This is a genomic window from Streptomyces sp. NPDC015127 (assembly GCF_043080095.1).
GTDB lineage: Bacteria > Actinomycetota > Actinomycetes > Streptomycetales > Streptomycetaceae > Streptomyces.
Map to the genome: position 1 here is coordinate 420,633 of NZ_JBIBVE010000003.1, position 16,401 is coordinate 437,033.

General features: G+C 70.6%; 15 protein-coding genes and 1 pseudogene. 9 read left to right on the forward strand and 7 right to left on the reverse strand.

What is annotated here, in order from left to right; genetic code table 11:
* Positions 1-60 precede the first annotated feature (60 nt).
* The gene (locus ACF08N_RS08210) at positions 61-465 is read left to right on the forward strand and encodes a cupin domain-containing protein (protein ID WP_392323762.1); all 405 of its coding nucleotides are present in this window, start codon (positions 61-63) and stop codon (positions 463-465) included.
* A 4-nt stretch (positions 466-469) separates the two neighbouring features.
* On the opposite strand, the gene ACF08N_RS08215 is transcribed toward ACF08N_RS08210, so the two are convergent.
* Positions 470-1,687 (reverse strand): winged helix DNA-binding domain-containing protein, encoded by a 1,218-nt coding sequence (locus tag ACF08N_RS08215; protein ID WP_392323763.1) that lies wholly within the window; start codon positions 1,685-1,687, stop codon positions 470-472.
* 131 nt (positions 1,688-1,818) lie between these two features.
* Between ACF08N_RS08215 and ACF08N_RS08220 the strand changes: the two are divergent.
* Positions 1,819-2,010, forward strand: a pseudogene (locus tag ACF08N_RS08220) (winged helix-turn-helix transcriptional regulator); the annotation flags it as partial.
* A gap of 429 nt (positions 2,011-2,439) precedes the next feature.
* On the opposite strand, the gene mgrA reads toward ACF08N_RS08220, so the two are convergent.
* Positions 2,440-3,477, reverse strand: coding sequence for an L-glyceraldehyde 3-phosphate reductase (gene mgrA, locus ACF08N_RS08225; RefSeq protein WP_392323764.1), 1,038 nt, complete (start codon positions 3,475-3,477; stop codon positions 2,440-2,442).
* 107 nt (positions 3,478-3,584) lie between these two features.
* Here mgrA and ACF08N_RS08230 point away from each other — a divergent pair, with 107 nt between their 5' ends.
* The 5 genes from ACF08N_RS08230 (at position 3,585) to ACF08N_RS08250 (ending at position 9,698) form a co-directional block, all read left to right on the forward strand.
* Positions 3,585-4,346, forward strand: coding sequence for an isoprenyl transferase (locus ACF08N_RS08230; protein ID WP_392323765.1), 762 nt, complete (start codon positions 3,585-3,587; stop codon positions 4,344-4,346).
* 557 nt (positions 4,347-4,903) lie between these two features.
* Positions 4,904-6,226, forward strand: coding sequence for a PhoH family protein (locus ACF08N_RS08235; RefSeq protein ID WP_392323766.1), 1,323 nt, complete (start codon positions 4,904-4,906; stop codon positions 6,224-6,226).
* 420 nt (positions 6,227-6,646) lie between these two features.
* The gene (locus ACF08N_RS08240; RefSeq protein WP_392323767.1) at positions 6,647-7,339 is read left to right on the forward strand and encodes a transglycosylase SLT domain-containing protein; all 693 of its coding nucleotides are present in this window, start codon (positions 6,647-6,649) and stop codon (positions 7,337-7,339) included.
* A gap of 218 nt (positions 7,340-7,557) precedes the next feature.
* Positions 7,558-8,946: an AI-2E family transporter gene (locus tag ACF08N_RS08245; RefSeq protein WP_392323768.1), complete on the forward strand. Its 1,389-nt coding sequence runs from the start codon at positions 7,558-7,560 to the stop codon at positions 8,944-8,946.
* Positions 8,943-9,698 carry a hypothetical protein gene (locus ACF08N_RS08250; protein WP_392323769.1) on the forward strand — a complete coding sequence of 252 codons (756 nt, stop codon included), beginning with the start codon at positions 8,943-8,945 and terminating at the stop codon, positions 9,696-9,698. Before ACF08N_RS08245 ends, ACF08N_RS08250 begins: the two co-directional genes overlap by 4 nt.
* Positions 9,699-9,831: 133 nt before the next feature.
* On the opposite strand, the gene ACF08N_RS08255 is transcribed toward ACF08N_RS08250, so the two are convergent.
* Both ACF08N_RS08255 and ACF08N_RS08260 read right to left on the reverse strand, forming a co-directional pair.
* Positions 9,832-10,365, reverse strand: a complete 534-nt coding sequence (locus ACF08N_RS08255; RefSeq protein WP_392323770.1) for an alkyl hydroperoxide reductase — start codon at positions 10,363-10,365, stop codon at positions 9,832-9,834.
* A 2-nt stretch (positions 10,366-10,367) separates the two neighbouring features.
* A complete protein-coding gene (locus ACF08N_RS08260) occupies positions 10,368-10,922 on the reverse strand; it encodes a peroxiredoxin (RefSeq protein ID WP_392323771.1) in 555 nt (184 codons plus the stop codon).
* A gap of 132 nt (positions 10,923-11,054) precedes the next feature.
* Between ACF08N_RS08260 and ACF08N_RS08265 the strand changes: the two genes are divergently transcribed.
* Positions 11,055-11,996, forward strand: a complete 942-nt coding sequence (locus tag ACF08N_RS08265) for a hydrogen peroxide-inducible genes activator (protein WP_392323772.1) — start codon at positions 11,055-11,057, stop codon at positions 11,994-11,996.
* Between the two features lie 72 nt (positions 11,997-12,068).
* Here the strand turns inward: ACF08N_RS08265 and ACF08N_RS08270 are convergent, their stop codons facing one another.
* The 3 genes from ACF08N_RS08270 to ACF08N_RS08280 all read right to left on the reverse strand — a co-directional run bounded on the left by ACF08N_RS08270 (position 12,069) and on the right by ACF08N_RS08280 (position 13,808).
* Positions 12,069-12,599 carry a PadR family transcriptional regulator gene (locus tag ACF08N_RS08270; protein ID WP_392323773.1) on the reverse strand — a complete coding sequence of 177 codons (531 nt, stop codon included), beginning with the start codon at positions 12,597-12,599 and terminating at the stop codon, positions 12,069-12,071.
* Between the two features lie 82 nt (positions 12,600-12,681).
* Positions 12,682-12,918 (reverse strand): hypothetical protein, encoded by a 237-nt coding sequence (locus tag ACF08N_RS08275; protein WP_392323774.1) that lies wholly within the window; start codon positions 12,916-12,918, stop codon positions 12,682-12,684.
* The gene (locus ACF08N_RS08280) at positions 12,915-13,808 is read right to left on the reverse strand and encodes an SPFH domain-containing protein (RefSeq protein ID WP_392323919.1); all 894 of its coding nucleotides are present in this window, start codon (positions 13,806-13,808) and stop codon (positions 12,915-12,917) included. The genes ACF08N_RS08275 and ACF08N_RS08280 overlap by 4 nt, the downstream gene beginning before the upstream one ends.
* A gap of 342 nt (positions 13,809-14,150) precedes the next feature.
* On the opposite strand from ACF08N_RS08280, the gene ACF08N_RS08285 reads away from it, so the two are divergent.
* Entirely contained in the window at positions 14,151-16,376 is a 2,226-nt protein-coding gene (locus ACF08N_RS08285; RefSeq protein ID WP_392323775.1) for a transglycosylase domain-containing protein, read from the forward strand.
* The last annotated feature ends 25 nt before the right edge of the window (positions 16,377-16,401 follow it).

The window sequence follows — 16,401 nt, forward strand, 5'->3', positions numbered from 1 at the left end:
GTACGGACGTTCATGACGGAACGCGAGACCTGGCGGCCGCCGTCGACCAGAATCGGCCACATGGACTCCCACCGAACCCAGCCGGTCAACCTCGCCGAAGCGCTCGCGTCCTTCGACGACGTCTACAGCCCCCGCATCGTGGCCCGAATGAACGACTACGACGTGCGCATCGCCCACGCGGCGGGCGAGCACGTGTGGCACGTGCACGAGGACACCGACGAGTTCTTCCTCGTCCTCGACGGACGCTTCGACATCGCCCTGCGCGCCCCCGACGGCAACGAGTCCACCGTGGAGCTCCACAAGGGTGACGTCTACGTCGTGCCGAAGGGCACCGAGCACAAGCCGTCGTCGCCGGGCGGGTCGATCCTCATGTTCGAGCCCACGGGCACGAAGTCGACCGGGGACCGGCACGAGGGTGAGATCCCCGACCACGTGGACAGCACCACCGGCCACGCCCTCGGCTGAACCGTCACGCGTGCGGTCCCACCGCCACCGGCCCCACCACCAGCTCTGTCCGGCCCTCCAGGATCGCGCCCACCCGCTCCGCCTGCGTCGCCAGCTCCTCGCGGGCGCGGCGCGTGGCGAGCGCGGGGCCGATCGGTTCCACCGTCACCGTGATGCGCCGGCCGGATCGGCGCTGGTGCCACACGCCCGCGACCGTGCCGTCCACCAGCACCACCGGGTAGTTGCCCGCCTGGCCGCCCGCGAGGGCCCGGTCGCGGGCCGCTCCAGCGAACAGGCGGTCGCGGGGCTGCGAGGCGATCGTGTACGCGTCGAAGTAGGGGAGGAGCCGTACGCCGCGCGCGGGCGCGTCGGGGAACGCGGCGTCACCCGCCGCCACCCACGCCGGCCCGCCCTCGAACCGCACCTCCTCGATGCGGGCCGCACCCGCCAGTGAGGCGAACAGCCCCGTCGCCCATTCCTTCGGGGCCGCCAGCCACTTCGCGAAGTTCTGCGGCGTGGCGGGGCCGTACGCCCGGAGATAGCGGACGACGAGGCGGCCGAGCGCGTCGGGGCCGGGCAGCGGAGTGACACGGGGGTTCGTGTAGGTCACCTTGCGGCCGCGGTTGGGGCCGAAGGCCAGCACGCCCCGGTGGGCCGCGGTGTGCGTGGCCTGACGCCACCGGGGCCACTTGTCCTGGAACGCCTCCATCACCCGCTCCCCGGCCCACGGGCCGGTGCGCGCCACGATCGCCTCCGTCAGCTCGTCGGTGGTCAGCGCCTCGTCCGCGAGCGCGTCGGCGATCGCCGCGACGACCTCGTCCGTCCGCTCCGGGCCCATCCGGACGTCCTCCGGCCACGGGGGCGGCCCCGACGGCACGGCGGACAGCGCCCCGGTCCACAGCTGCATGTCCGCGGCGGACAGCAGGTGGACCGTGCCGCGCGGGCCGTACGTCTTCACCAGCGTGCCCTCCTCCCACAGGGCCCTGCGGACGTCGGCCCGCGTCGCGCCCGCCCCCATCCGCAGCGCGAGGGACAGCTCGGCCGCCGACAGCACCTGGGCGTGCGCGCCGAGCATCGCCCCGGCGACCGCGGACGGTGTGAGCCCGGAAGGGGCGGCAGGGGAGGGATCGTCGAGGGCCTGGCGGGCCAGCCGGCGCGCGTTCGCCTGCCGCCACGTCACGTCGCTCGTCGTCGTACCGCTCGTCGCAGGGTTCGTCACAGGGCTCGTTCCAGGGCTCGTCATACGGCCGACCCTAGGACGCATACAGGTCAGAACCTGTCCGCTTCCACCGCCGCTGTCGGACCCGTTGCCCAGGCTGGATCCGCTCCGGAACACCGGCGATCGGTGGCGCGTCGACGGCGGAACGGGATATCCAGCAGCTGCGCGAGCTGGAGGCGGACGGCATCGTGCACCGCGAGGTCTACGGGGAGGTGCCCCCGTGCGTGGAGTACTCGCTGACCGAGCTGGGCAGGGCGCTCAACACCGCGCTGGAGCCGCTCGGGGCCTGGGGATCGACGTTCATGAGCGAGATTCTCGCCAACAAGCAGTGCACATCGGTCACTTGACGTCACGTCATGTGTTCGTCAATGCGGCGCCCGCCGGTGAGGGTCACCCGTGGGGAGTAGCGGAACGGGCCCCGGCCGGGCCGCGGAGCCCGGGCTTCGCCCTTCCGCGCGCCCGGTGCCCCGGCGCGTACGGGATTCGGCGCGCGGCGACGGCATGGCGTGGCACTCAGCACCGCTTACGAAGGGTTATGGTGGAAACCCCCCCTCGGGCCGGTCCGTATCCCCCCCACGGACCGGCCCGTTTTTCATGCCTGCCGACGCAGGCCCCCGCGTCCGGCTGAGGCGGACGCCCACCGCGCCCAGCCCCGGCCCGGCAGACGCCCCCGGCCCGGCAGACGCCCCCGGCCCGGCAGACGCCCCCGGCCCGGCAGACGCCCCCGGCCCGGCAGACGCCCCCGGGACGACAGACGCCCCCGGCCGGCGCACGCCCTAGCTCCGGGCCGCCCAGATGTTCGTCCCCGCCGTGTCCACGGCAAAGGTGTCGATCTCCTTCAGCTCCGCGTCGGTCAGCGGCGGCCCCGTCAGCGCCGCCACGTTCTCCTCCAGCTGCCGCACGCTGGACGCGCCGATCAGCGCCGACGTCATCCGCGGGTCGCGCAGCACCCAGGTGAGGGCCAGCTGCGCAAGCGACTGGCCGCGCCGGGCCGCGATGCCGTTGAGGCCGTTGAGCCGGCGCGGCACCTCGCCCGACAGCAGGCCCGGGTCGAGCGACTTGCCCTGCGTGGCGCGCGAGCCTTCCGGGATGCCCTTCAGGTACTTGCCGGTGAGCAGCCCCTGTGCCAGCGGCGCGAAGGAGATGCAGCCCATACCGGCGCTCTCCAGCGTGTCGAGCAGGGCGTCGTCCTCGATCCAGCGGTTGATCATCGAGTACGACGGCTGGTGGATGAGCGCCGGGACGCCCATCTCCCTCAGCAGCCCCGCCGCCTCCGCGGTCTGCTCGGCGGTGTACGAGGACACGCCCGCGTACAGCGCCTTGCCCTGCTGCACCGCGGAGGCCAGGGCGCCCATGGTCTCCTCGAGCGGGGTGTCCTTGTCGAAGCGGTGCGAGTAGAAGATGTCGACGTAGTCGAGACCCATCCGCTTCAGGGACGCGTCCAGCGAGGACAGCAAGTACTTGCGTGAACCCCACTCGCCGTACGGCCCGGGGTGCATCAGATAGCCCGCCTTGGTCGAAATGACCAGTTCGTCCCGGTAAGGGGTGAAGTCCTGGGCGAAGATCTTGCCGAAGTTCAGCTCCGCGGAACCGGGCGGCGGACCGTAGTTGTTCGCCAGGTCGAAGTGCGTCACGCCCAGGTCGAAGGCGCGGCGCAGGATCGCCCGCTGCGAGCCGAGCGAGCGGTCGTCACCGAAGTTGTGCCACAGGCCGAGCGAGATCGCCGGGAGCTTGAGCCCGGAATGGCCGCTGCGCCGGTACTCCATGGACGCGTAACGGTCGTCGGCGGCGCGGTAGAAAATTGAATCAGTCACGCATCCCTCCTTATCACGGACTTGTGACGTACCGGGTTGGGTCGCATTGGCCCGTCCGCAGTACTGTGGCGCCTTCGGGGACCGCCGTATCGAGGGGTGTAAGAACTGTGAACCTGCGCGACCTGGTGTACGGGCTCTACGCACGCCGGGTGGAGGGCCGCCTCGACCACGCCCAGGTGCCCAAGCACATCGGCGTGATCCTCGACGGCAACCGCCGCTGGGCGAAGGCGTCCGGAGGCACGGCCGCACAGGGGCACCAGGCAGGCGCCGACAAGATCTCCGAACTGCTCGGCTGGTGCGCCGAGACCGACGTCGAGGTCGTCACCCTCTGGTTGCTGTCCACCGACAACTTCGACCGCCCCGAGGAGGAGCTCACCCCCCTCCTGCGGATCATCGAGAACACCGTGCGCAACCTGGCCGCCGACGGCCGCTGGCGCGTGCACCACGTCGGCACGCTCGACCTGCTGCCGGCCCATACCCAGTCCGTACTCAAGGAGGCCGAGCAGTCGACGCTCGGCAACGACGGAATACTCGTCAATGTCGCCGTCGGCTACGGCGGCCGGCAGGAGATCGCCGACGCGGTCCGTTCGCTGCTTCTCGAGCACGCGGAGAAGGGGACGAGCTTCGAGGAGCTCGCCGAGATCGTGGACGTCGAGCACATCTCGGAACACCTGTACACGCGCGGGCAGCCGGACCCGGACCTGGTGATCCGCACGAGCGGGGAGCAGCGGCTCTCCGGCTTCATGCTCTGGCAGAGCGCGCACTCGGAGTACTACTTCTGCGAGGTCTTCTGGCCGGCGTTCCGGAAGGTCGACTTCCTGCGGGCGCTGCGCGACTACGCGGCCCGCCACCGCCGCTACGGCGCCTAGGGGCTGTCCGGCGGATCTTGGCCGGGGCCACGACGCTCCCCCAGCGCTTCGCCTGGGGTACCTCCAGGCGACGGCACCTCGCCGCGTTGCCGAAATGCCCCAATAGCTCTGCTATCAGGGCACTCCGGCGCCTTGCGATGCTTCCCCTCGGCCTCTGCGGGCCTGGGGAGACCCATGCACCAGACGCCGCGTCCTGTCCGGCCCTGATCCGCCGGACAGTCCCTGACCTTCGGGGGACCACGGGTCCCCTCGCCTCCCGTCACCCCCTGTTCACCGGTGCGACGTCATATGCCATGGCATGGCCGCACGTGTTCGAGGGAATACCCCTCTCAGGTCGACGTCCGATCCACGAACGTCGTATCTCAGTGAGCGGCCGACACCGCTCACCCGGGAGGCCCTTTGCACACGAAGGACTGCACCCTTGGTGCGGACCATGCGGAGGGCCGGCGCTCGGCCCGTGCAGCAGGCCGGCCCGGCCCGTCGTCCGCTTCGGCGGATGACGCAATGGTCCGCGACGCCGTCGCACCCCGACCTCGTCCGAGGGGGTACGTCCTTCCGTGGTGAACAGCACAAAGCGCCGCATGCCCGACCGGCGCACCTACGTTCTCGACACCAGCGTCCTGCTGGCCGACCCGCACGCCATGAGCCGCTTCGACGAGCACGAGGTCGTGCTGCCGATCGTGGTGATCACGGAGCTGGAGGCCAAGAGACACCATCCGGAGCTCGGTTACTTCGCCCGGCAGGCCCTGCGCCTCCTGGACGACTTCCGTGTCCGGTACGGCCGTCTCGACGCACCCCTGCCGATCGGCGACCTCGGCGGTTCGCTGCGCGTGGAGCTCAACCACCAGGATCCCGGCGTGCTTCCGGCCGGCTTCCGGCTGGGCGACAACGACTCGCGCATTCTCGCGGTGGCCCGCAATCTCCAGGCCGAGGGGTACGACGTCACGGTCGTCTCCAAGGACCTGCCGCTGCGCATCAAGGCGTCCTCCGTCGGCCTGCTCGCCGAGGAGTACCGCGCGGAGCTGGCCATCACCGACACCGGCTGGACCGGCATGGCGGAACTGCCGCTGTCCGCCGACCAGGTGGACCTGCTGTACGGGGAGGAGACGCTCTACGTTCCCGAAGTCGCCGAGCTGCCCGTGCACACCGGGCTCGTTCTGCAGTCCGAGCGCGGCAAGGCCCTGGGCCGTGTCACCGCCGAGGGCAATGTGCGGCTGGTGCGCGGGGACCGGGAGGCGTTCGGCATCCACGGCCGCAGCGCCGAGCAGCGCATCGCGCTCGACCTCCTCCTCGACCACGAGGTCGGCATCGTCTCTCTCGGCGGGCGCGCCGGCACCGGCAAGTCGGCGCTCGCGCTGTGCGCGGGCCTGGAGGCCGTCCTGGAGCGCAGGCAGCACCAGAAGGTGATGGTCTTCCGGCCGCTGTACGCGGTGGGCGGCCAGGAGCTCGGCTATCTGCCGGGCACCGAGGCCGAGAAGATGAGCCCCTGGGCGCAGGCGGTGTTCGACACGCTCTCGGCGGTGGCCGGACGCGAGGTGATCGAGGAGGTGCTCGGCCGCGGCATGCTGGAGGTGCTGCCGCTCACGCACATCCGGGGCCGTTCGCTGCACGACGCGTTCGTCATCGTCGACGAGGCCCAGTCGCTGGAGCGGAATGTCCTGTTGACCGTTCTGTCCCGCGTCGGGGCGAATTCCCGGGTCGTCCTCACCCATGACGTGGCACAGCGGGACAATCTGCGCGTCGGCCGGTACGACGGAGTCGTCGCCGTCGTCGAGAAACTGAAGGGGCATCCGCTTTTCGCGCACGTCACCCTCAACCGCTCCGAGCGCTCGCAGATCGCGGCGCTGGTGACCGAAATGCTGGAGGACGGACACATTTAGCGGGACACGTCCCCGAGGGCCTCTCCGGCAAAAGGGACAAGCCAGTTGGCGCCGCCCGGCAAAGCGCAAGAGCGTAGCCGGGCGGCGTTGTGCTGTCCGCCGTTTCCTTCAAAAGCCCTGGCACAAACGGGGTGTGAGCTTTCACACGCAACGAAGAATTGCCTTGCGCCGTCGGCTTCCGGCAGAGTCTTGCTTCCGTCAGGCCCCGCATGCGGCACATCCGCACCACCCGTGGTGCACAGCAACAGACAACTCAAGACCTGCCGCCGCATGCCGCCCGCGAGTACCACGTGGCATCTCCGCAAGGGAGTTGCCCGCCGGGCCCGCGCCTCCCGTGACCCGATCAGTGGGGAGGCCAGCGCCAGGGGCACGATTGCGCTCGCGAGGTCACCTATGCGGGCGATGCTGGAAGGAAACCGTGTGAGCCGGATCTCGGTCCGGGGATTCGCAGTCGCCTCGGCCACTGCGGTCACCACCGTCGGCGCCGTCGTCGGCGTCGCGTCGGGCAACACCCAGCCCTCGGGGGACACCCTCGAGGCAACGGCAGCCGACACGACGCTCCTCGCGGACATCCCCATGGGCGAGCAGGCCCAGGTCCAGGTCTCGTCCCTGACGCAGCAGGCCGAAGCGCAGGCCGCTGCCGCGGACGCGGCCGCCAAGAAGTCCGCCGAGGAGTCGGCCCGCATCCAGGCCGCGAAGACCGCCAAGGCCAAGAAGGCCGCGGCGGACGAGCAGGCGGAGCGCGAGCGCGAGGAGGCGGAGGCACGCGCCAACCGCGACTCGATCCGCTCGGCGTCCAGCTTCTCCGCGCAGGCGTCGTACACGGTCGCCGAGGTTCAGGCGATCGCCCGGCAGATGGTCCCCGCGGACCAGTTCCAGTGCTTCAGCAACATCGTGGACCACGAGTCGAGCTGGAACTACCGTGCGTCCAACCCGTCTTCGGGTGCGTACGGTCTCGTCCAGGCGCTCCCGGGCTCCAAGATGGCGTCGGCCGGCGCCGACTGGCAGACGAACCCGGCCACCCAGATAAAGTGGGGCCTCAACTACATGGACAGCCGCTACGGCAGCCCGTGTGGTGCGTGGTCCTTCTGGCAGGCGAACCACTGGTACTAGATTCGCCCGGCGCTCAACTTTCCGGAGCCCCTCACCGTCCTACGGTGAGGGGCTCCGTGCGTGTACGGTCGGGGTCCGTTACTCCCGGGTGGGCGTACCGTCCGTGCCCTCGGGGCGCAGGTGGGGCACCTCCCGCGCCCCCAGAGTGCAGGTGGGGGCACCTTCCGCACCCTCAGGGCGCAGGGGGAGAGAGAGCGGTGGGGACAAAAGGGAGCATCATGTCGAAAGTTCCAGGGTGGCTCGGCCGCGTGGGTGCCGAGCTGACCCGGATAGGAGAGCGCCTGGACGAGCGCCGCAAGGAGGCGGTGGCGCACGACGACCTGCCCGCCGTCGTGCCGGCCCCGGACAGTGTCCCTCCGCCGCCCGCGTACGCGCCCGCCGTCGCGCCCCGCCCCGATCCGGTCGTCGCGATCCCGTGGGGCATCCGCGTCGCGGCGGAGGCCGGTTGGCGGCTGCTCGTCCTCGCGGGCACGCTCTGGGTGCTGATGCGCGTCATCAGCGCCGTACAGCTCGTGGTGCTCGCCTTCGTTGCCGCCCTGCTCGTCACCGCCATGCTCCAGCCCACCGTCGGCCGGCTGCGGAAGTTCGGCCTGCCGCGCGGGCTCGCCACCGCCGTCACGGCGATCCTCGGCTTCGTCGTCATGGGGCTCGTCGGCTGGTTCGTGGTCTGGCAGGTCATGGACAACCTCGACAACCTGTCCGACCGCGTCCGGGACGGTATCGACGAGCTCAAACGGTGGCTGCTGGACAGCCCGTTCCATGTCACCGAGAGCCAGATCAACGACATCGCGCAGAACCTCAGCGACACGATCGGCACCAACACCGAGGAGATCACCTCCGCCGGTCTGCAGGGTGTGACCGTGATGGTCGAGGTGCTGACCGGGATACTGCTGGCGATGTTCTCGACGCTCTTCCTGCTCTACGACGGGAAGCGCATCTGGGAGTGGACCCTCAAACTCGTTCCGGCGCAGGCCCGTCCGGGTGTGGCGGGCGCGGGGCCCCGGGCCTGGCGCACGCTCACCGCGTATGTGCGCGGCACCGTCCTGGTCGCCCTGATCGACGCGATCTTCATCGGGCTCGGGCTGTGGTTCCTCGACGTCCCGCTCGCCGTGCCGCTCGCCGTGTTCATCTTCCTCTTCGCGTTCATCCCGCTCGTCGGTGCCGTCGTGTCGGGTGCCCTCGCGGTTGTCGTCGCGCTCGTCACCCAGGGCGTGTTCACGGCGCTGATGGTGCTGATCGTGGTGCTCGCGGTGCAGCAGATCGAGGGCCATGTGCTGCAGCCGTTCATCCTCGGCCGCGCGGTGCGCGTCCACCCGCTGGCCGTCGTCCTGGCCGTCGCCGCGGGCGGCCTGACCGCCGGGATCGGCGGCGCGGTCGTCGCCGTGCCGCTGGTCGCGGTCACCAACACGGTGGTCGGCTACCTGCGGGCGTACGGCAAAGAGCAGACGCTGCGTAACGCGCCGCCGCCGCACGGTTCCACGTCCCTCGACGCGGCGCCCGCGGCGGGTCCCGCACCCGCGGCCCCGCCCACCCCACCGACGGCCCCGCCCGCCCCACCCGCGCAGCCGACCGAGCAGCGCACCGACGAGGGCGAGGAGCAGCAGTGATCTCCGAGCCGGAGCTGGTGGGGGAGGACCCGTTCGACGCGCCGACGTCCGCCGGACCGGGGCCCGCTCCCGGGACGGTCGCCGAGAGCGTCACGGACGACGCCGGAACACCCGCGGACCCGCGCGGCACGCGCCGGCGGTGGCTGTGGGCGCTCGGCGGCGCGGCCGCCGCATCCGCGCTCTGGGCCGGCGGGCTCTTCGCGTTCGGCGGTCAGGACCCGGATCTCGGGGGCTACCGGGCGACGGAGAACCTCTGCGAGGCGGCGGAGCTGAAGAATCTGCAGTCCGCGCTCGGCAAGCGGGAGGGCGAGGGCATGCCGAGCGGCATCGCGCACGCGACCAGGGCCGAGGCCCAGTGCTCGGCCGACCTGAGGCCCACCGGGTACCAGCCGCACGTCGACGAGGACGGCAACGAGATGATCTCGCTGCCCGGGGTCTTCGTCACCTACACCCTGCACAAGAAGACCGACCCGGGGCCCGAGTTCGACGGCGCGGTCCTCGCCCGGCAGAACGCCTGGGACGCCGAGGCCGAGTCCGAGACGGTCGTCGGCATCGGCGAACAGGCCCACATCGCACGCAGCGACGACGGTTCGACGATCATGCTCGAAGTGCTGGACGGCCAGGCGGAGATCGGTATCACGGTCACCGGCGACTGGGACCCGAAGAGCGGGGAGCCGGCCACGGACGTGTCCGAACTGGAAGGGCTGCTGGTGCAGGACATGCAGGCGCTGATGGCCAGGCTCCGGAGCTGAGGCGCGAGGTCCTGTCCGGCCGATCGTGCCGGCCTGATCGACAAGACACCCCCTAGGCGCCCGGGACGTACGGACGAGGGGCCCTGCCGAACCACCCGGTTCGGCAGGGCCCCTCGTCCGTATGCGGTGCGCGTTATCCGGCCAGGACGGCTTCCGCGTCCAGCGTCGTGCCCACGGCCTGGATCACCGCGGCGATCTTGACGGCCTCCTGGATCGTCTCGCGGTCCACGCCGGCCTTGCGCAGCACCTGCTCGTGGGAGTCCAGGCACTGGCCGCAGCCGTTGATGGCGGAGACGGCGAGCGACCACAGCTCGAAGTCGACCTTCTCCACACCGGGGTTGCCGATGACGTTCATCCGCAGACCGGCGCGCAGCGTCCCGTACTCGGGGTCCGACAGCAGGTGCCGGGTCCGGTAGAAGACGTTGTTCATCGCCATGATCGCGGCTGCCGATTTGGCGGCCGTGTACGCCTCGGGCTTGAGGTTGGCCTTGGCCTCCGGCTCCAGCTCGGCGAGCACCTTGGGCGAGCGCGAGGCGATCGCGCAGGCCAGGACGGTGCCCCACAGCTGCTGCTGCGGCAGCTCGCCGTTGCCGATGACCGAGCCGAGGTTCAGCTTCAGGTCCTTGGCGTAGTCCGGAATGGCGGACTTCAGCTCATCGAGGGCCATGGTCACTCACCGGCCAGGAGCGCGACCGGGTCGAGGGTGTTCTCGCCCTTGGTCCAGTTGCACGGGCACAGCTCGTCGGTCTGCAGGGCGTCCAGCACCCGCAGGACCTCCTTGGGGTTACGGCCGACGGAGCCGGCGGTCACCATGGTGAACTGGATCTCGTTGTTCGGGTCGACGATGAAGACGGCGCGCTGCGCGAAGCCGTCCTCGCCCTCGATGCCGAGGTCGCGCATCAGCTCGTGCTTGGAGTCGGCCATCATCGGGAAGGGCAGGTCACGCAGGTCGGCGTGGTCCTTGCGCCAGGCGTGGTGGACGAACTCGGAGTCGCCGGAGAAGCCGAGGATCTGGGCGTCACGGTCGGCGAACTCGTCGTTCAGCTTGCCGAACGCGGCGATCTCGGTCGGGCAGACGAAGGTGAAGTCCTTGGGCCACGCGAAGACGACCTTCCACTTGCCCTCGTAGGTCTTGTGGGTGAGGGTCTCGAACTCCTTGCCGCTCTCCAGCGAGACGCAGGCGGTCAGCTCGAACGTGGGGAACTGGTCACCGACAGTGAGCACGCGCTCTCCTTGCATGTAGGAAGGTCCCTTTTGGGGTCTTCCAAGGGGGTTGGACGGATCTTGATAGTGGCACAGAGTGCATTGATCGCGGAAATAGCTAGACTCGGTCATCGCGATCGGAGGTGCTTATCAGTGGGTGCGGCAAACAGGGTCAAACAGCCGAGCATCGCGCAGCTGCGCGCGTTCGCGGCCGTGGCGGAATATCTGCACTTCCGGGACGCCGCGGCGGCAATCGGGATGAGTCAGCCCGCGCTCTCCGGAGCCGTCTCAGCCCTCGAGGAGGCACTCGGTGTCCAGCTCCTGGAGCGCACGACGCGCAAGGTGCTGCTGTCCCCGGCCGGCGAGCGCGTCGCGGTGCGCGCCAAGGCCGTGCTCGACGCGGTCGGCGAGCTGATGGAGGAGGCGGAGGCGGTACGGGCCCCGTTCACGGGCGTGCTCCGGCTGGGGGTGATCCCCACGGTCGCGCCCTATCTGCTGCCGACGGTCCTGCGCCTGGTGCATCAGCGCTACCCGGAGCTGGACCTCCAGGTCCACGAGGAGCAGACGTCCTCCCTGCTGGACGGCCTCGCGGCGGGGCGCCTGGACCTGCTGCTGCTCGCGGTGCCGCTGGGGGTCCCGGGCATCACCGAACTCCCCTTGTTCGACGAGGACTTCGTGCTCGTCACCCCGCCGGGGCATCGGCTGGCCGACCGGGCCGACATTCCCCGTGAGGCGCTGCGCGACCTCCACCTGCTGCTCCTGGACGAGGGGCACTGCCTGCGCGACCAGGCGCTCGACATCTGCCGCGAGGCCGGCCGCACGGAGGGTGCCGCGGTCACCACGACGGCGGCCGGGCTGTCGACCCTGGTGCAGCTGGTGGCAGGCGGTCTCGGGGTGACGCTGCTGCCGCACACCGCCGTCGACGTCGAGACCTCCCGGAGTGGCCTGAGGGCGGGACACTTCGCGGACCCGGCCCCGTCGCGCCGGATCGCCCTGGCGATGCGGTCGGGCACGGCGCGCAGCGACGAGTTCGAGGAACTGGCCGCGGCGCTGCGGCAGGCGCTGGCGGAACTGCCCGTGCGGGTCCTGGCATGACACGCGCGCCGGCCCGCGCGCAGTGGTCGAGCCCCCGCTGTCCGGCCGGCGGGGGCTCGGCCGGTCACCGGCTCAGTGCTCGTCATGGACGGCCGCCGCGAGCCGGTCGAGCCGGGCGGCGGCCAGTTCGAGCCAGCGCAGATCGACTTCGAGGTGGAACAGCGCGTGGTCGCAGACCAGTTGGTCGGCGAGGTCGCCGTGCCGCTTGCGCTCGGTGAGGGCGCCCATCAGTCGCAGGTGCTCGGCACGCTGAGTGGCGAGCAGCTCGGCGGCGTCGCGGCCGGTGAGCAGCGCGAGGACGAGCTTCGTGCAGAGGGTCGACTGCAGGTACGGCTCGGGCTTCTCGGGGTGGGCGAGCCACTGGGACACATCCGTGATCCCCGCGTCGGTGATCGCGTACCGCTTGCGCTCGGGTCCGCCGCCCGTCTCGACGGCGTCGACCTCGACGAGTCCGTTCCGCAGCAGCCGGGACATGGTGGAGTACACCTGCCCGTAGTGCAGGGGCCGGTCCTGCCCGAACCGCTCGTCGAAGGCGCGCTTGAGGTCGTAGCCATGGCGGGGGCCCGATTCGAGGAGGGCGAGGAGGGTGTGACCGATGGACATGGGCGCCACTAGACGTGCGGTGTATAGCGGGGTCGGCCCCCTCCGCCGGGGAGGACCCCGACGGCCGGGGACCGCCCCCGCTCTACTTCTCCCGCGGCGGCTCCGCCGCCTTCGGCGGGCGGCCGCGGCGGGCCACCGGAGCCACGCCCTTGGGCAGCCGGCCCGCCTCCGCCAGCGCCCGGCGCAGCACGAACTCGATCTGCGCGTTCGTGCTGCGCAACTCGTCGCCGGCCCAGCGGGCCAGCGCCTCGTACACCGCGGGGTCGAGTCGCAGCAGTACCTGCTTGCGCTCGGGCGGCGGGGGCGGGGGCGGCGTCACTGGTAGAGCGTGCCCGTGTTGAGGACCGGCTGCGCCGCGCGGTCGCCGCACAGCACCACCATCAGATTCGACACCATCGCCGCCTTGCGCTCCGCGTCCAGTTCCACGATGTCCCGTTCGGTGAGCCGGGACAGGGCCGCCTCGACCATGCCCACCGCGCCGTCCACGATCTGGCGGCGCGCCGCCACCACCGCGCCCGCCTGCTGGCGCTGCAGCATCGCGGAGGCGATCTCGGGAGCGTACGCGAGGTGGGTGAAGCGGGACTCGATGATGTGCACACCCGCCGCCTCGACCCGCGCGTGCAGTTCGACCGCGAGCTTCTCGGTGATCTCCTCGGCGTTGCCGCGCAGCGACAGGCCGTCCTCGTCGTGGGCGTCGTACGGGTACTCGATCGCGATGTGCCGTACGGCCGCCTCCGTCTGCGTCGAGACGAACTCCAGGAAGTCGTCCACCTCGAACATCGCCTGCGCGGTGTCCTCGACCTTCCACACCACGACCGCCGCGAGTTCGATCGGGTTGCCGTACGCGTCGTTGACCTTCAGGACCGCGGTCTCGTGGTTGCGCACGCGGGTCGAGATCTTCTCCCGTGACGTGAACGGGTTGACCCAACGCAGCCCGTCCGTGCGGATGGTGCCCCTGTAGCGGCCGAACAGCTGGACCACCCGCGCCTCGCCCGGCGCGACCATGTTCAGCCCGCACATCGCGAGGAAGGCGGCGAGCGCCACCAGGACGCCGCCCGCGATCACCAAAGCCTTCGTGCCGCCCGAGGTGTACGCCGCCCCCGCGACGACCAGGGCCACGCCCGCGGCCAGCCCGAGCAGCCCCAGCAGCAGCGCGAGGCCGCCGCCGATGCTGTGCGCGGGGAACTCCCGCACGCGCGGTGCCGGCATCTGCGGCAGCTCGGCCTCGGCGCGGTCCGCCGCCCCGGACGGCCCTCCACGCGCCGTCGAAGTCCCCTGTGGCCTCGGCTCTTTCGTTCCGGACATGATCCACTCCCCGTTTCCATGGTCTAGCAAAGTGATATCACTTTAACTCATGTCGCAACCCTGCGCGCCTCTCGTGAGTCGGTTCCTTCGGACGGGGTGCTCATTCTCACGTCCGGAAAAGAGCGGATCAGTTCCTCTTTGTCTGTCCGGGCGGTGTTACCTTTCTGAGCTGATTCCGGCCCCGCACCCCGTGCGGGAACGGGCCGGGACCGGCGACCGACGACCGAAGAGCGGAGCAACGAAGCGATGGGCCGAGCGGAAGAGCGACAGGCTCGGCAGCGCGGTGCGCGCCGGGCCGGGAAGACGCGGCCCACGGGCATACGCCGCTTCTTCACCTGGAGGAAGCTGCTGGGCACCTTCTTCGGCATCTGCCTGGTGCTGATGGGCGCGTTCTTCGTGATCTACCTGATGGTCCCGGTGCCGGAGGCCAACGCCCAGGCCAAGATGCAGAGCAACGTCTACAAGTACAGCGACGGCAGGATCCTCGCCCGCACGGGCGAGATCAACCGCGAGATCGTCGCTCTCGACGAGATCCCCCGGGACGTCCAGTACACCTTCGTCGCGGCCGAGAACAAGACCTTCTTCCAGGACTCCGGCGTCGACCTCAAGGGCACCCTGCGCGGCCTGAAGAACACCCTCACCGGCCAGGGCAAGCAGGGTGGTTCGACCATCACCCAGCAGTACGTCAAGAACTACTACCTGAACCAGGACCGGACGGTCACCCGCAAGCTCAAGGAGCTGGTGATCTCGCTGAAGGTGGATCAGAAGAAGGGCAAGCCCGAGATCCTCGCGGGCTACATCAACACCAGCTTCTACGGCCGCGGCGCCTACGGCATCCAGGCCGCCGCCCAGGCGTACTACGGCGTCGACGCCGAGAAGCTGGACGTCGCCCAGGGCGCGTACCTCGCCGCGCTGCTCCAGGCCCCCAACCAGTACGACTGGGCGATCGCCTCCGACACCGGCAAGGCCCTGGTCACCGAGCGCTGGAACTACGTCCTCGACAACATGGTCGAGGAGGGCTGGCTGGACGCCGGCGAGCGCGCCGGACTGAAGTTCCCCGTCCCCAAGGCGCCGAAGGCCGCGCCCGGCATGAGCGGCCAGGCCGGCTACATCGTCGACGCCGCAAAGAAGGAACTGGCCCGCCAGGGGCTCAGCGAGGAGGACCTGGCGGCGGGCGGCTGGACCATCACGCTCAATGTCGACTCCAAGAAGCAGAAGGCCCTGGAGAAGTCCGTCAAGGAACAGCTCGAGGACCAGCTGGACCGCAAGGGCAACAAGGTCGACGCCACCGTGCAGGCCGGCGCGACGTCGGTCGACCCCAAGACGGGCAAGGTCGTCGCGCTCTACGGCGGTGTGGACGCCACCCAGCACTGGCTGTCGAACGCGACCCGCTCCGACTACCAGCCCGCCTCCACCTTCAAGCCCGTCGTCTTCGCCTCCGCCCTGGAGAACGGCTCCGAGACCCAGGACGGCGTCCCGATCGGCCTCGACACGGTCTACGACGGCACCAGCAGGCGACCGGTCGTCGGCAGCGACACCCCCTTCGCCCCGCAGAACGACCTCGGCCGCAGCCACGGCCCGGTCACCGTCCAGACCGCCCTGAACAAGTCGATCAACTCCGCCTTCGCGCAGATGGCCGTGGACGTCGGCCTGGACAAGGTCAAGAGGACGGCGCTCGACCTGGGCGTGCCGGACAAGAACTTCCCGCTGCGGCCCGCGATCTCGCTCGGCACCATGGGCGCGTCCACGTGGGACATGGCCGGGGTGTACGCCACGCTCGACAACCACGGCCGGAAGGTCACCCCGACGATCGTCGCGGAGGCCGAGCACAAGGACCGTCAGGTCGACCTGCCCGACCCGATCGGCGAGCGGGTGATCAGCCGCGAGACGGCCGACACCGTGACCGCGGGCCTGACCGGCGTGGTGAGGAACGGCTCCGGCCAGGAGGCGAGCAGCAGCGCCTACCAGGCGGCCGGCAAGACCGGTACCTCGGAGAACAACCGCTCGGCGTGGTTCGCCGGCTACACGCCCGAACTCGTCACCGTGGTGGCCCTGTTCGGCGAGTCGCCCGAGGACGGCGGCGGCCAGGTGTCGCTGACGGGCACCGCGAACTCCGGCCGCGCCAACGGCGGCGGCTTCCCGGCCAGGATCTGGGCCGACTACACGCTGGGCGCGCTGAACGGCGGTTCGGACGCGAGGTTCGACCTCGACCTCGCGGAGATCGCGGTCCCGGACCCCGACCCGACGCCCACGGAGACCGAGACCGAGGACCCGGACCCGACGCCGACGGAGACGGAGACGCAGGACCCGGACCCGACGCCGACGGAGACGGAGACGCAGGACCCGGATCCGACGCCGACCGAGTCCGAGACGCAGGACCCGACGCCGACGGACGACCCGACGATCACGCCGCCGGTCGAGCCCGGTGACACGGGCGACGGAAGCAACGACCAGATCAGGCCGAACGACTGACGGCCTCGGTCGGCAACGGCGGCGC